The organism is Leucobacter salsicius M1-8, assembly GCF_000350525.1.
Classification (GTDB): domain Bacteria; phylum Actinomycetota; class Actinomycetes; order Actinomycetales; family Microbacteriaceae; genus Leucobacter; species Leucobacter salsicius.
Genome location: NZ_AOCN01000022.1, coordinates 60491 through 74170, shown reverse-complemented (window position 1 = coordinate 74170; position 13680 = coordinate 60491). Strand labels below are relative to the sequence as shown.

Genomic DNA, 13680 nt, shown 5'->3' with positions numbered 1-13680 from the left:
GCGCGCGTGACAAACAATTTCAGATCGTATATCATTTGAAATACAACGACGAAGCGAGGTAGCTATGACGTACGGCATCGAGACTCCCGGCAAGATTATTGCGGTCCATCTCAACTATCCTTCCCGCATTCAGCAGCGCGGGCGCACGCCGGAGTTCCCGTCGTACTTCTTCAAGCCAGCGTCCTCGCTCGCCCCCACGGGTGGCACGATCGAGCGCCCCGCCGGCACCGAACTCCTCGCGTTCGAGGGTGAGATCGCTCTCGTTATTGGCGAGCCGGCCCGCTGGGTCTCCCCCGACGAGGGCTGGAAGCACGTCGCCAGCGTCACCGCCGCCAACGACTTCGGCCTCTATGACCTGCGCGCAGCCGACAAGGGCTCAAACGTGCGCAACAAGGGCGGCGACGGCTTTACCCCGATCGGCCCCAAGGCCATTGACACCGCAGGCATCGGCGAGGGCGACTGGCGCGTGCGCACCTGGGTCAACGGCGATATCGTCCAAGACGACACCACCGACACGCTCAAGTTCACGTTCGGGCAGCTCGTCGCAGACCTCTCGCAGCACATGACGCTCGAGACGGGCGATGTGATTCTCACCGGCACCCCCGCGGGGTCTTCCGTAATCGTCCCCGGCGACGTCGTCGAGGTCGAGGTCGATGCCCCGAACGCCCCCGGCGCTCCCACGACCGGCCGCCTCGTGACCACCGTCACGCAGGGCAGCCACGCATTCGGCGATTTTGGCAACAAGCCCCAGGCCACTGACCTGCAGCGCATCGAGGCGTGGGGCAGCGAGGCCGAACACGCAGCGGCGGTTGCAGCCGGCCGCGCCAACCCGCTCGATGAGCCTGCCACGGCCGAAGAGCCCCACCCGCTGAACGACGAGATCCGCGCGCTACTCAAGAACGTCGCGGTCGCCACTGTTTCGGCTTCGTTGCGCAAGCGCGGCTACGTCGATATCTTCATCGATGGTGTCCACCCGAACCACGAGGGCGACCAGATCCTCGGCGTCGCCAAGACGCTGCGCATGATCCCGTTCCGCCCCGACCTCTTCAAGAGCCACGCGGGCGGCTTCAACGCCCAGAAGCGTGCGTTCGACACGGTCAACCCCGGCGAGGTCATCGTCGTCGAGGCGCGAGGCGTGCGCGGCACCGGCACTGTGGGCGACGTGCTCGCTCTGCGCGCTCAGGTGCGCGGCGCGGTCGGAATCGTGACCGACGGCGGCGTGCGCGACTACTCGGCCGTCACCGAGTTCGACATTCCCGTGTTCTCGCAGGGCGCCCACCCGAGCGTGCTCGGCCGCAAGCACGTGCCGTGGGAGACCGACGTCACGATCGCCTGTGGCGGCGCCGCGGTACAGCCGGGCGACGTCATCATGGGCGACCGCGACGGCGTCATCGTGATCCCGCCGTTCCTGCTCGACGAGGTGGCCCGCGAGGCCGCCGCGCAAGAGCAGCAGGACGAGTGGGTCGCCGCCCGCGTCGCCGAGGGCGAGGCCGTCGATGGCCTCTTCCCTATGAACGCCGGGTGGCGCGCTCGCTACGACGCGGACATCGCGGCACAGGCAATTCAGGCAGGCCAGGGCTAATCATGGCCGCCGAGTCCAAGTCGGAACGGGCATACAACCTGATCCGGAGCCGCATCGACAGCGGCCAGTACGTGCCGGGCTATCGGCTCGTGCTGGCCCCGATCGCGGCCGAGCTCGACATGTCGGTCGTGCCGGTACGCGAGGCGATTCGTCGCCTCGAGGCCGAGCAGTTCGTAACGTTCGAACGCAATGTGGGGGCGCAGGTCTCGCTGGTCAAGGAGACCGAGTACCTGCACACGATGCAGACCCTCGCGCTCGTGGAGGGCTCGGCGACGGGGCTTGCCGCCCCGCACATTACGCCGGATCAGATTCGTCGCGCCCGCGCGATCAATCAGACCATGCGAGAGTCACTCACCGCGTTTGACCCGCAGTCATTCACCGCCCTGAACCTTGAGTTTCACAGCGTGCTCTTCGAGACATGCCCCAACCCGCATATTCTCGATCTCGTGCACCGCGGCTGGAACCGCATGAAGGTGCTGCGAAACTCCTCGTTCAGCTTCGTACCAGGCCGCGCGAACGAATCGGTGAATGAACACGACCGCCTGCTTGATCTCATTGAGCAGGGCGCCGAGCCGCTCGAGGTCGAGCTCATGGCCCGCGAGCATCGCATCGCCACGCTCGACGCGGTGCTCGCCCACCAGGCCGAGCAAGACGCGTTCGCGCCACACTAGCCAACAACTTTTCATACTTTCACGATTCATTTTCCAACGAAGGAGACATCATGACCCACATCAAGCCCGAGGGCCTGCCCGAAAAGATCCAGCACTTCATCGACGGCAAGTTCGTCGACTCGATCGGCGGCGCCGAGTTTGAGGTCATCGAGCCCGTATCGAACGAGGTTTACATCATGTCGGCGTCGGCGCAGAAGGAGGACGTCGATCTGGCCGTCGCTTCGGCTAAGCGCGCGTTTGACGAGGGCCCCTGGCCCAAGATGCTGCCCCGGGAGCGCTCGCGCATTCTGCACAAGATCGCCGACATCGTCGAGTCGCGCGACGAGCAGCTCGCGCTCATCGAGAGCTGGGACTCGGGCCTGCCGATCACGCAAGCCAAGGGCCAGGCACGTCGTGCCGCCGAGAACTTCCGCTTCTTCGCCGACCTGATCGTCGCGCAGGAGGACAACACGTTCAAGGTACCCGGCCGCCAAATCAACTACGTCAACCGCAAGCCCATCGGCGTTGCAGGCCTCATCACCCCCTGGAACGTGCCGTTCATGCAGGAGTCGTGGAAGCTCGCTCCGGCCATCGCGACCGGCAACACGGTCGTCATGAAGCCCGCCAGCTACACGCCGCTCTCAGCTGCTCTGTGGCCCGAGATCTTCCGCGAGGCCGGCCTCCCCGAGGGCGTCTTCAACCTGATCCTCGGCTCAGGAGGCGTCGCCGGCGACGCTCTCGTCAAGCACCCCGACGTTCCCCTCATCTCGTTCACGGGCGACAGCTCGACCGGCGCGATGATCTCGACAAACGCCGCTCCCCAGCTCAAGAGCCTGTCGCTCGAGCTCGGCGGCAAGAGCCCTTCGGTCGTCTTCGCCGACGCCGATCTCGAGGAGGCGCTCGACGCCACCGTCTTCAGCGTGTTCAGCCTGAACGGCGAGCGCTGCACCGCGGGCAGCCGCGTGCTCGTGCACCGCGACATCTACGACGACTTTGTCGAGCGCTACGCCGAGCGCGCGAAGAACATCGTGGTGGGCCTGCCCAGCGATCCGGCCACCGAGGTCGGCGCACTCGTGCACCCGAGCCACTTCGAGAAGGTTATGAGCTACGTCGAGATCGGCAAGGGCGAGGGTCGCCTCGTCGCCGGCGGCGGCCGCCCCGAGGGCTTCCCCGAGGGCAACTACGTCGCCCCGACTGTCTTCGCTGACGTCGCACCCGACGCCCGTATCTTCCAGGAGGAGATCTTCGGCCCCGTCGTCGCGATCACCCCCTTCGACACCGACGAAGAGGCACTCGAGCTCGCGAACAACACGAAGTACGGCCTCGCAGCCTACGTCTGGACTTCGAACCTGAAGCGCGCGCACAACTTCGCGCACGGCATCGAGTCGGGCATGGTCTGGCTGAACTCGAACAACGTGCGCGACCTGCGCACCCCGTTCGGTGGCGTCAAGGCCTCGGGTCTCGGCCGCGAGGGCGGCTACCGCTCGGTGGACTTCTACACGACGCAGCAGTCGATCCAGATCACGCTCAACGAGGCCCACTCGCCCCGCTTCGGCGCAGGCTCGGCCAAGTAACTCGACAGACACACGACACCACACGCAAGGAAGCGAAATTATGTCAAAGCTCAACGAAAGCGACAAGCAGTCGTCAGGATTCTGGGTCACCAAGGAGGCCCCCATCTCGGCTCCCAACCCGATCCCCACGGCCACCTCTGAGGCGCCCGACATCCTGCGCTGCGCGTACATGGAGCTCATCGTCACCGACCTCGCCGCATCGCGTGAGTTCTACGTCGACGTGCTCGGCCTGTACGTCACGACCGAGGACGACGAGGCGATCTACCTCCGCTCGACCGAGGAGTTCATCCACCACAATCTCGTGCTGCGCAAGGGGCCGGTCGCAGCCGTCGCCGTGTTCTCGTACCGTGTGCGCACCCCCGAGGACCTCGACAAGGCCGTGGCCTTCTTCGAAGAGCTCGGCTGCGAGGTACGCCGCAACCCGAACGGCTTCGTAAAGGGCATCGGTGACTCGGTGCGCGTCATCGACCCGCTCGGCTTCCCGTACGAGTTCTTCTACCAGACGGAGCACACCGAGCGGATGTCGTGGCGCTACGACCTGCACATCCCCGGCGAGCTCGTGCGTCTCGATCACTTCAACCAGATCACCCCCGATGTGCCCCGCGCCGTGGGCTACATGCAGAACCTGGGCTTCCGCGTCACCGAGGACATTCAGGACAACGAGGGCACCGTCTACGCCGCGTGGATGCGCCGCAAGCCGACCGTGCACGACACCGCCATGACGGGCGGCGACGGCCCGCGCATGCACCACGTCTGCTTCGCGACGCACGAGAAGCACAACATTCTCGCGATCTGCGACAAGCTGGGGGCACTGCGCCGCTCCGACAGCATCGAGCGTGGCCCGGGCCGCCACGGCGTCTCGAACGCGTTCTACCTGTACCTGCGCGATCCCGACGGCCACCGCGTCGAGGTTTACACCCAGGACTACTACACGGGTGACCCCGACAACCCGGTCGTCACCTGGGACGTGCACGACAACCAGCGCCGCGACTGGTGGGGCAACCCCGTCGTTCCTTCTTGGTACACGGACGGCTCGCTCGTGCTCGACCTCGACGGTAACCCGCAGCCCGTCATCGCCCGCGAGCACGACTCCGAGATGGCCGTGACCATCGGTGCCGACGGTTTCTCGTACACGCGTGACGAAGACGGCGAGAAGGGCTTCAAGCTCGGCAACACGCTCTAGGTCTCGGGCGGCTGCTGGCCGCTTCTGATCCGGATCAATCCCCGGGGTGCATGCGCACCCCGGGGATTTTGCTGTGTATGGGCGAGGGTTCTGCCACAAAAAAGAACGCCTCGGAGAAGGGGGTCTCCGAGGCGTTCTAGCGTAACTCTGTTGCCGCTATGCGACCCAGGCGGGCTTGGGCACCGAGTCGATCAGCGTGCGCGTGTACTCGTGCTGCGGATTGGCGAGCAGCGACTCGGTCTCCCCCGCTTCGACGATCTCGCCGCGCCGCATCACGACCGTCTCGTCACACACGCGGCGCACGACACCGAGGTCATGGCTGATGAACAGAATAGTGGGACCGCGTTCCTCACGCACCCGGTCGATGAGGTCGAGCACCTGCGCCTGAACCGACACGTCGAGCGCACTCGTCGCCTCGTCCATGACCAGCAGGTCAGGCTCCACCGCGATCGCGCGGGCGAGTGCTACGCGCTGGCGCTGCCCACCCGAAAGGGTGCGCGGCAGCGCCTGCGCGTGCTCCTCCTGCAGCCCAACTGCTTCCAGCATCTCGATCGCACGGCGCCGCGCGCCATCGCGATCAAGCTTCGTGTGGAGACGCAGCGCGTCCTCGACGGTGCGTCCCGCTGCGATGCGCGGGTCCAGTGACAGGTACGGATCCTGGAACACCATTTGCACGCTGCGTGCCCGCGCGATCCGCTCGGCTCGGTTCTTGGGCGGAGCGACTCGCGAGGCGCCCGCGATGAGGATCTCCCCCGCGTCGGGCTGCTCGAGCCCCACGATCATGCGGGCGAGCGTGGACTTGCCCGATCCGGATTCGCCCACGACCCCGAGCGAACCACCGCGCGGGATCACAAGATCGGCCCCGATCACGGCCTTGACGGATTCGCGGCCGCGCGGGTGATAGGTCTTTGACAGCTCCTTCACGAACACCATGGGCTTCGCGTCGGGGTTCACCGCCAGCGCGTCAGCGGGCGCAATACCGCCCGCTGCTCGAGCAGCCGCAAGCTCCGCGGCTTCCTCGGGCGACACGTCGATGCTCGGCGTGGCCGCAATGAGCTTCTTCGTGTAGTCGGTTGACGGGCTCAGGAAGATGCGCCTGGCCGTGCCCTCTTCCTCGACCTGGCCCGCGCTCATGACGTACACGCGGTCACAGATCGATGCCGCCAGATGCAGGTCGTGCGTGATGAACAGCATGCCCATCTGACGCGCCTCGCGCTGCTCCTGGAGCACCTGGATGATCTCGGCCTGGGTGGTCACGTCGAGCGCGGTGGTCGGCTCATCACAGATGAGCAGCTCAGGCGAGCTCGTGAGCGCGCTCGCGATCATGACGCGCTGCAGCATGCCGCCCGAGAACTCGTGCGGGTGCTGCGACATGTGATCCTCGGGCCGCGGCAGCCGCACCGCGCGCAGCAGCTCGATGGCCTGCTCGCGGGCCTTCGCCGCCGGTACGCCCATGCACAGCCTGAGCGACTCGGTCATGTGGTCGCCGATTGTGCGCATCGGGTTGATGCCCGCGCGGGGATCCTGGAAGATCATCGACGCGCGCGTGCGGCGAATCCCCAGCAGCTCGCTCTTGCTCGCGCCGAGCACTTCCTGACCCGCGATGCGTACCGATCCGTCGACCTCGGCGCGATCGGGCAGCAGGCCGAGCACGGAGCGGGCCGTGAGGGATTTGCCGGATCCGGACTCCCCCACGAGCCCCACGGTTTCGCCCGCGGCCACCTTGATGGTGATGTCGTCTAGAAGTCGCTTGCCCGTGGGCAGGTCGAGTGTAAATGATGAGATATCGAGCAGGGTCATGCTGATGCACCTCCGCCAATGCGGTCTGAGAGTTCTTCACCGATGATGTTGACGACGACCACGACGATCACGACTGCGACGGCAGGCACGACGGCGGGGAGGAAATGCCCGCCCACGAGGCCGGCCTGCGCCTGGTTGATCATCGAACCCCAGTCAGACGCGGGCGCCTGCACGCCCAGTCCCAGGAACGACAGGCCCGCGAGCTCGGCGAGCACGTACCCGAAGTTCAGAGTCGACTGCGCACCCACGATGGGCACGATGTTGGGGAGTACCCGGCGCAGGGCGATCCACGGTCCGCCGAAGCCCTGTACCCGGTAGGCCGAAACATAGGGGCGAGTCTTCTCGGCCGCCACGAGCGACCGGGTGAGACGAGCCACGTACGGGATGTAGGCGAGGCTCATGGCGATGATCGGAGCGGTGAGGCCCTTGCCAAACAGTGCGACGGCCATGATGGCGATCAGCAGCGCGGGGAACGAGAAGATCACGTCGAACACGCGGCTCAGGATCGCGTCGATCCATCCGCCCCGCCAGCCGGCGAGGAGGCCGAGCAGGATGCCAAAGACGGTCGACGAGGCGACCACGAGTAGTGGCCCGAGGAGGGCGGTGCGAGCGCCAAAGATCATGCGGCTCAGCAGGTCACGGCCGAGGCCGTCGGTTCCGAGCCAGTGCGCGGCGCTGGGGCCGGCGTTGAAGGCGAGAAAGTCGACCTCGTCGGGGTCGTAGGGTGCGATCCACGGCGCGAGTGCCGCAGCGAGCACGACGACGAACAGCACTCCGACGCTGATGGTGAACAGGACGCTCGAGCGACGTTTGCGGGGGGCGCGCATAACGCGCACCGCGGTAGTGGGAGTAGTGAGAGAGGTCATCGTGCTTCAGCTCCTGCCGCTGCGCGTGGGTCAATCAAGGGTTCGAAGAGGTCGATGATCGCGTTCACTACGACGAACGCTGCCACGACGAACAGCACGATGGCCTGCACGACCGGGAAGTCGAGACGGTCGACCGACTGCACGAGCAGTGAGCCAAGCCCCGAAATGCCGAACGCGGCCTCGACGATGGTGCTCGCGACGAGCAGTCCTGCGACAAGCACGCCCGAGACCGTCACGATGGGGCTAATGGAGTTGCGGAACACGTGGCGGCGAATCACGGTTGCGCGCGGCAGCCCGCGGCTCGTCGCGACCTCGACGTGCTCCCGGCCGATCTGCTCGACCATGGAGGAGCGGGTCACCTTGCCCACGAGCACGATGAACACGATGCCGAGGGCGAGGGACGGGAGGAAGAGGTGGTAAATCGTGTCCCAAAATCCGTCGCCGGATCCGAAGGTGGGGAACCATCCGAGCGACACCGAGAACACTGCGATCAGCACAATCGAGCCAACGAATGAGGGAATTGCACCCAGGATCGTCAAGAAGATCAGGATCGCGCGGTCCGCGAGCTTGCCGCGGTTGAGGGCGGCTATGACACCCGAGGCCAGCCCGATAATACCGATGATGAGTCCGGCCATCACCACGAGGCCCAAAGTCACGGGGAGCCTGTCACCGATCACGGTAGCCACATCCTGGCGAAACTGTAGTGAGCGGCCCAGGTCACCCTGGAAGATGCCCATAATCCAGTTCCAGTACTGTTCCCAAGGCGGAAGGTCGAGTCCGTACTGCTCCTTCACTGCGGCCACGGCCCCTTCGCTCGGCTTACGTCCGCGCAGCAAGAACCGGACCGGATCACCGGGAACGATAAAGCGCGAGAAAAAGACGAGCAGTGAGGCGAGGAACAGCGTGAGAAAGAGCGCACCGAGCTTCGAGGCAATGCGTCGCGCGTATGTCATCGTCGGATCTCCGAGTTAGGCGAGGGGCCGGGCAGCTTTACCCGGCCCCTCAAAGGGGGGGTTAGCGGGCGCCGAGCTGAGCGGCCCAGGGGAAGTACATGAAGTTGATCGAGGGCGACATACCCGTCACTCGGTCGCTCATGTAGGCCGCATTCGGAATCTCGAACAGCGGCAACCAGGGAAGTTCTTCATTGGTGAGCTGCTGCGCCTGAGCGGTCAGCTTGCTGCGCTCGATCGGATCCATCGTCGACACTGCTTCGGTGATGAGTGCGTCGTACTCTGGGTTTGACCACTCTCCGTAGTTGCTGAACTCACCGGTGCGCAGCACGCTGTACATTTCGAGCGGGTCGGGGCTCGACAGGTACCAGATCGTAAAGAACAGGTCCGAGCCCTCTCGTGCGCTCGGGTCAGCGAAGAGCGTCGTGTACGCGGCGGGGGTCACGGTCTCGATCTTGGCGTCGAGTCCAATCGCCTTGGCGGCCGCAGCCGTAGCCTGGGAGATCACGGCAAACTCTTGGCCGATGGGGGCGGTGACGATCGTGATTTCTTCACCGGCAACACCCGCTTCGTCCACGAGCTTCTTCGCGGCTTCGATGTCGAAGTCGTACTGCTGAATATCGTTGAACGCAGCTTCCTTCGCGGACGGGTCGGCGTCGAGCCACACGGCGTCGGTGGTCAGGACGTCAGAGACGGTACCGACGCCGCTGTAGGCAGCGTCAAGAATGCCCTGACGGTCGATTGCCATGAGCAGGGCCTGGCGGACACGCACGTCACCGAGTGGGCCGTCCAGGTTCGAGACGATGAGGTCGGCCACCGACGTGTTGAGACCAAACAACACTTCGCCCGGGGCCTCGGCTTCGATGCTGCGTACGGCGTCCATCGGCAGCAACCAGCTACCGTCCACCTCACCGGCCTTGATGGCATTGATACGCGCGTTGGCGTCGGTCATGAAGACGAACTTGAAGGTATCGCTCTTGGCGGCGAGATCTTTGTCCCAGTACTCGTCGAAGCGCTTCATCGTGAGCGCTTCGCCCGACTTCCACGAGTCAAATGCGAACGGACCGGTGCAGTTGACACCGCCCGAGGAGTTACCGTAATCAGCTCCGAGCTCGGTCAGGGTTGCGGCTGACTCGACCACACCCGCGACCCCGCCCATTCCAAGGTTGAACTGCGAGTCGGGGATCGTCGTCGTTACGGTGACCTCAAGGTCGCCTGTCTTTTCGATCGATGCCACGTTCTGGTACACGCTGAACCATGACGAACCAACCTCGGGGTCGAGGTGGCGACTCATCGAGGCGACCACATCGTCTGCGGTCATGACGGTCCCGTCATGGAACTTCACGCCATCGCGAATCTGATAAACCCACTTCGTCGGCTCAGGGTTCGTAAACGATTCTGCGAGGCCGGGCGACAGCGAGAAGTCGGGGTTGAGGCGCAGCAGCGACTCACACATGTTTGCGAGCACCTGATTGTCCGAGTAGTCGAACGCGTAGGCGTAGTCGAGGGAGAAGGGCTCAGCGTAGCTCGCCCAGTCAATAGATTCGATGTCCCCCGACGGCGCGGCCGTCTGATCAGTGAGCTTCCATTCAAAGGGTGCACTCGCCTCGGGGGCAGATTGTGCCGAGCAGCCGGTGAGCGCGAGCGCGAGGGCGGCAGTGCCCGCGGCGATCGCTACACCGCTGCGGCGGAGTGTGCGTTTCGTGAAGACAGACATTGTTGTGTGCTCCTATTCGGATTCGGGACGGGTGTAGACGGGCTCCCCCTCGATCCAGGTCGAGGTGACCTGGGCCTGGTGGATCTCGTCTGAGGGGATAGCGAAGGGGTTAGGTTCCACGACGACAAGGTTGGCGAGGTAGCCCTCACGAATGTGACCGGTGTCGTGATCCCGGTGATTCACGTACGCACTACCCGAGGTGTAAGCGGCGAACGCGGTGGCGAGGTCGAGTTGCTGGTGGGTGCCACCAAGCGGTTCAGCGTCGTAGCCCGGCGCGACCCGGGTGACAGCAATGTGTATTGCGGCGAGCGGATCCGCACTCGATACGGGCCAGTCGCTCCCGGCGGCGAGGCGAGTGCCCGCGGCGTGGAGGTCACCAAATGGGTACTGGCGGTTCACCGCGCCCTCCTGCAGGAACGGCAGAGTCAGGGTGTCAAGCTGGTCCTCGTGCGTGGCCCACAGGGCCTGGAGGTTCGCCGTGGCATCCACGTCGACGAATCGCTTCGCATCGGCTTCGGTGACGACCTGCAGGTGAGCGAGGTGGTGCCGTCCATTGCTCGGGCCATTGGCTGCGCGGGCGGCCTCGACTGCGTCGAGCGCGTCGCGCACCGCTTTGTCGCCCAGTGCGTGGAAGTGCACCTGCATGCCGGCAGCGTCGAGGCGCTTCACCGCTTCGAACATGGTGTCGCGATCGAGAAATGAGATGCCGTGATTGCAGGTGTCGTGGCCGTCTGCGTCGCGGTACGGTTCGATCATCGAGGCGGTGTAGTTCTCGGCGACACCATCGACCATGATCTTGACGGTGCCGAGTTCGAAACGATCATTCGAACCGCTTGAGAGGCGCTCTTCGCGCAGTTCAAGGATTCGGTCGAGCTGTTCGATGCCCCGATCGCGTTCCCACCACTGTGCGCCCACGACGTGCACCTTCAGTGTGCCCTCTTCGACGGCGCGCAGGTAGGCCGCGCGGCCGCCCGTGCCGGGGCCGCCGTCGCCGACCCACGCGTCCTGCCAGGCCGTAATTCCGAGAGGCAGGAGTTCATCCTGCGCGCGTAGGAGGCCGCGGTAAGCGAGTTCGGGCGTGGTCTCGGGCCGAACGTCAGCAAACAGGTCGCCTGCACCCTCGTGAAAGGTTCCGGCGGGGAAGCCATCGGCTTCGCGCTCGATACGTCCGTCTTCGGGATCGGGGGTCGTGGCGTCGAGGCCCGCGAGCCGAATCGCGGCGGTGTTTGCCCACCCGCTGTGGTGATCTCGGCTCGAGAGGTACACGGGGCGGTCGGGTAGCACTGCGTCGATGAGCTCCCGCGTCGGGGCGCCTCCCGGGTAGTGGTCCATGGACCAGCCGGCACCTAGGATCCAGGGCTCGTTGGGGTTCGCAGCAGCGTAGGCCGCGATGGCCGCGACCGCTTCCTCGGCGCTCTCGGTTTCGGTGAGGTTGCACTGCAATAGTTCAACGCCTGCGCTGATTGGGTGCGCGTGGGCGTCTTGGAACCCGGGAGAAAGCAGGGCCCCTTCCAACTCGACGCGTCGGGTCTGCTCACCGGCCAAGGCTTCTGCCTCGGCATCGGGTACGAGCGCAGTGATGCGGTCTCCCGTTACAGCGACGGAATAGCCGGTGAGGGGTTCGCCAGAGCCCGTAAATACGGCGCCTCCGGTAAATAGCAGATCGACGGTCATTGTCGGGCCTCTCATCTTCTTTGAATGCGGTGAGCCGAGCGTAACCAGTTTGCAACGCACTTGTCAACCGAGTTGACAAGTGCGTTGCCAAGACGTGATCATTGGTCACAGCGGTTCAACAACCACAGATGCCACACCGGTGTGGCACGATTGAGACCGGTCAAGGAAGGACTGCGTCGATGACTCAAATCAGTAAGCGGGCCGGAGGTAGCTCTGGTCGCCGCTCAGGGAAAGTGCGCCTCGATCAAGAGCTCATCATCGAAGCGGCTCTCGAAGTCGCGCAGGAGACGCGCGGTGCCACCCTTCACGCAAAGGAACTGGGGGTGCGCCTCGGTGCAGACCCCACCTCGATTTATCGGCATTTCCGCAACAAGCAGCACCTCATGGAGGCCCTCCTTGACGAGCTGAATGCGCGCGCTGTGCGAGCCGTTACTGCCCCACCCGAACACTGGCAGGAACGGCTGCGTCAGCTGGCTCAGTTCACGCTCGTGGAGTACCGCACGCACCCCGCGATCGCGGCAGAGGCAATGGTCCTCACGACTCACGGACCCGGCGAGCACGATGCGATCGAGCTCATGCTCGATGCGTTCACCCGTGCAGGGCTGGACGCAGAAGGTGCAGTGCAGCATTACGCGCTGCTCTCCACACACATCCTCTCTGTGGCCTCTGGTATCGCTATCGCGCATGCTGAGTCAGACCCCAAGAGCAGCGATGACGCACCAAGCCCATGGTATGACGGCCCCATTTTGGCCGACCCACGCACGCACCCGCGCATCGCGCAGTGCAGCCTGCAGCTCGCAGCGCTCGAGGACCGGGAGCTGTTTATGCGCGGAGTTGACTCGGTGATCCAGTCAGCCGAGCGCATCGTGACTGCACGCACAGCCTAGGTGCGGCTACTGGGGCTGGGGCAGTGCGACCCCGAGGGCCAACTCGGCATAACTGCGCACTGAGGCGCGACACTCTTCACGCGGGGTCATGTCCCCCACGAGCGGGTACAAGTCGTACGCGTCTTCAAGGGCGACGAGGTTGCGCGCGATGACTCCTGGTGGCGAGGCCAGGGTGAACTCTCCCGTGCCGGCACCGATTTCGATGAGCGCCCGGTAGAGCATGATTTGCCGTTCGGTGAGCCCCCGGTGGGCAGGCCGATACTGGGGATGCTCGGCGAGGATTGCGACACTCTCGTAGACGTGACGCACCTCGTCGGTAATTTCGTCGGGCACACCCGCATGAATCATGGCCGCCACGCGCGCACCGGCAGTGTCGGAGCGGTCGAGGATGCGCTGCCGCTGTTCGTAGAACTGTTCCATAGCGCCCGCGATGGCCGTCATTTGCAGCTCGTCAAGGGTGTCAAAGTAGTGCAGCACGTTTGCCGGGCTCATCGCGGCCTCGGCCGCGACCGCGCGCACGTTGACCGATCGACGCGGGCGCGACCGCGCGACCCGCCAGAATGCCTTGATGATGTCATCACGGCGTTCGAGGCGGCGTCGCGCGGTCGCATTCATGCCCTCAGCCTATTACTCCCGGTGCACTCCTCCGATTACCGAGCCACGAGTTCGTCTTCGAGCGCGCCCCCCGTTACCTTGTTCGTAGCCCTTTCCAGCATCACACTGGAAGGGCGGCGGCCAGTCAGACCCGGCATGGTTATTGCCCCCAGTCATCCATGATCCGGGGGGTGTTGCCACCG

At 64.9% G+C, this 13680-nt stretch carries 11 protein-coding genes; 5 read left to right on the top strand and 6 right to left on the bottom strand.

The window, feature by feature from the left end:
• The first annotated feature begins 64 nt into the window (after positions 1-64).
• Genes C795_RS0109490 through hpaD form a run of 4 tightly spaced genes read left to right on the top strand, consistent with a single transcriptional unit; the run spans position 65 to position 4989 of the window.
• On the top strand, positions 65-1582 hold the full coding sequence (locus C795_RS0109490) for a fumarylacetoacetate hydrolase family protein (protein ID WP_017793519.1): 1518 nt from the start codon (positions 65-67) through the stop codon (positions 1580-1582).
• Positions 1583-1584: 2 nt separating this feature from the next.
• Positions 1585-2253: a GntR family transcriptional regulator gene (locus C795_RS0109485; protein ID WP_017793518.1), complete on the top strand. Its 669-nt coding sequence runs from the start codon at positions 1585-1587 to the stop codon at positions 2251-2253.
• Between the two features lie 50 nt (positions 2254-2303).
• A complete protein-coding gene (gene hpaE / locus C795_RS0109480) occupies positions 2304-3806 on the top strand; it encodes a 5-carboxymethyl-2-hydroxymuconate semialdehyde dehydrogenase (RefSeq protein WP_017793517.1) in 1503 nt (500 codons plus the stop codon).
• A 40-nt stretch (positions 3807-3846) separates the two neighbouring features.
• Positions 3847-4989: a 3,4-dihydroxyphenylacetate 2,3-dioxygenase gene (gene hpaD, locus C795_RS0109475; RefSeq protein WP_017793516.1), complete on the top strand. Its 1143-nt coding sequence runs from the start codon at positions 3847-3849 to the stop codon at positions 4987-4989.
• Positions 4990-5145: 156 nt separating this feature from the next.
• Here hpaD and C795_RS0109470 read toward each other — a convergent pair whose 3' ends face one another.
• The 5 genes from C795_RS0109470 to C795_RS0109450 all read right to left on the bottom strand — a co-directional run bounded on the left by C795_RS0109470 (position 5146) and on the right by C795_RS0109450 (position 11996).
• A complete protein-coding gene (locus tag C795_RS0109470; protein ID WP_017793515.1) occupies positions 5146-6789 on the bottom strand; it encodes a dipeptide ABC transporter ATP-binding protein in 1644 nt (547 codons plus the stop codon).
• On the bottom strand, positions 6786-7655 hold the full coding sequence (locus C795_RS0109465) for an ABC transporter permease (protein ID WP_017793514.1): 870 nt from the start codon (positions 7653-7655) through the stop codon (positions 6786-6788). Before C795_RS0109465 ends, C795_RS0109470 begins: the two co-directional genes overlap by 4 nt.
• Positions 7652-8608 (bottom strand): ABC transporter permease, encoded by a 957-nt coding sequence (locus tag C795_RS0109460; protein WP_017793513.1) that lies wholly within the window; start codon positions 8606-8608, stop codon positions 7652-7654. Before C795_RS0109460 ends, C795_RS0109465 begins: the two co-directional genes overlap by 4 nt.
• Before the next feature lie 61 nt (positions 8609-8669).
• On the bottom strand, positions 8670-10322 hold the full coding sequence (locus C795_RS0109455) for an ABC transporter substrate-binding protein (protein WP_017793512.1): 1653 nt from the start codon (positions 10320-10322) through the stop codon (positions 8670-8672).
• Between the two features lie 12 nt (positions 10323-10334).
• Positions 10335-11996, bottom strand: coding sequence for an amidohydrolase (locus tag C795_RS0109450; RefSeq protein ID WP_017793511.1), 1662 nt, complete (start codon positions 11994-11996; stop codon positions 10335-10337).
• 179 nt (positions 11997-12175) lie between these two features.
• Here C795_RS0109450 and C795_RS0109445 point away from each other — a divergent pair, with 179 nt between their 5' ends.
• Positions 12176-12883, top strand: a complete 708-nt coding sequence (locus C795_RS0109445; protein ID WP_198008457.1) for a TetR/AcrR family transcriptional regulator — start codon at positions 12176-12178, stop codon at positions 12881-12883.
• A 6-nt stretch (positions 12884-12889) separates the two neighbouring features.
• On the opposite strand, the gene C795_RS0109440 is transcribed toward C795_RS0109445, so the two are convergent.
• Positions 12890-13498 carry a TetR/AcrR family transcriptional regulator gene (locus C795_RS0109440; protein WP_017793509.1) on the bottom strand — a complete coding sequence of 203 codons (609 nt, stop codon included), beginning with the start codon at positions 13496-13498 and terminating at the stop codon, positions 12890-12892.
• Positions 13499-13680 lie beyond the last annotated feature (182 nt).

What these genes read in the sequence shown, in the direction of transcription:
- C795_RS0109470 (WP_017793515.1), bottom strand. Translation starts at nt 6,789, where the DNA reads ATGACCCTGCTCGATATCTCATCATTTACACTCGACCTGCCCACGGGC.
- C795_RS0109465 (WP_017793514.1), bottom strand. Translation starts at nt 7,655, where the DNA reads ATGACCTCTCTCACTACTCCCACTACCGCGGTGCGCGTTATGCGCGCC.
- C795_RS0109440 (WP_017793509.1), bottom strand. Translation starts at nt 13,498, where the DNA reads ATGAATGCGACCGCGCGACGCCGCCTCGAACGCCGTGATGACATCATC.
- C795_RS0109450 (WP_017793511.1), bottom strand. Translation starts at nt 11,996, where the DNA reads ATGACCGTCGATCTGCTATTTACCGGAGGCGCCGTATTTACGGGCTCT.
- hpaE (WP_017793517.1), top strand. Translation starts at nt 2,304, where the DNA reads ATGACCCACATCAAGCCCGAGGGCCTGCCCGAAAAGATCCAGCACTTC.
- C795_RS0109490 (WP_017793519.1), top strand. Translation starts at nt 65, where the DNA reads ATGACGTACGGCATCGAGACTCCCGGCAAGATTATTGCGGTCCATCTC.
- C795_RS0109460 (WP_017793513.1), bottom strand. Translation starts at nt 8,608, where the DNA reads ATGACATACGCGCGACGCATTGCCTCGAAGCTCGGTGCGCTCTTTCTC.
- C795_RS0109445 (WP_198008457.1), top strand. Translation starts at nt 12,176, where the DNA reads ATGACTCAAATCAGTAAGCGGGCCGGAGGTAGCTCTGGTCGCCGCTCA.
- C795_RS0109485 (WP_017793518.1), top strand. Translation starts at nt 1,585, where the DNA reads ATGGCCGCCGAGTCCAAGTCGGAACGGGCATACAACCTGATCCGGAGC.
- C795_RS0109455 (WP_017793512.1), bottom strand. Translation starts at nt 10,322, where the DNA reads ATGTCTGTCTTCACGAAACGCACACTCCGCCGCAGCGGTGTAGCGATC.
- hpaD (WP_017793516.1), top strand. Translation starts at nt 3,847, where the DNA reads ATGTCAAAGCTCAACGAAAGCGACAAGCAGTCGTCAGGATTCTGGGTC.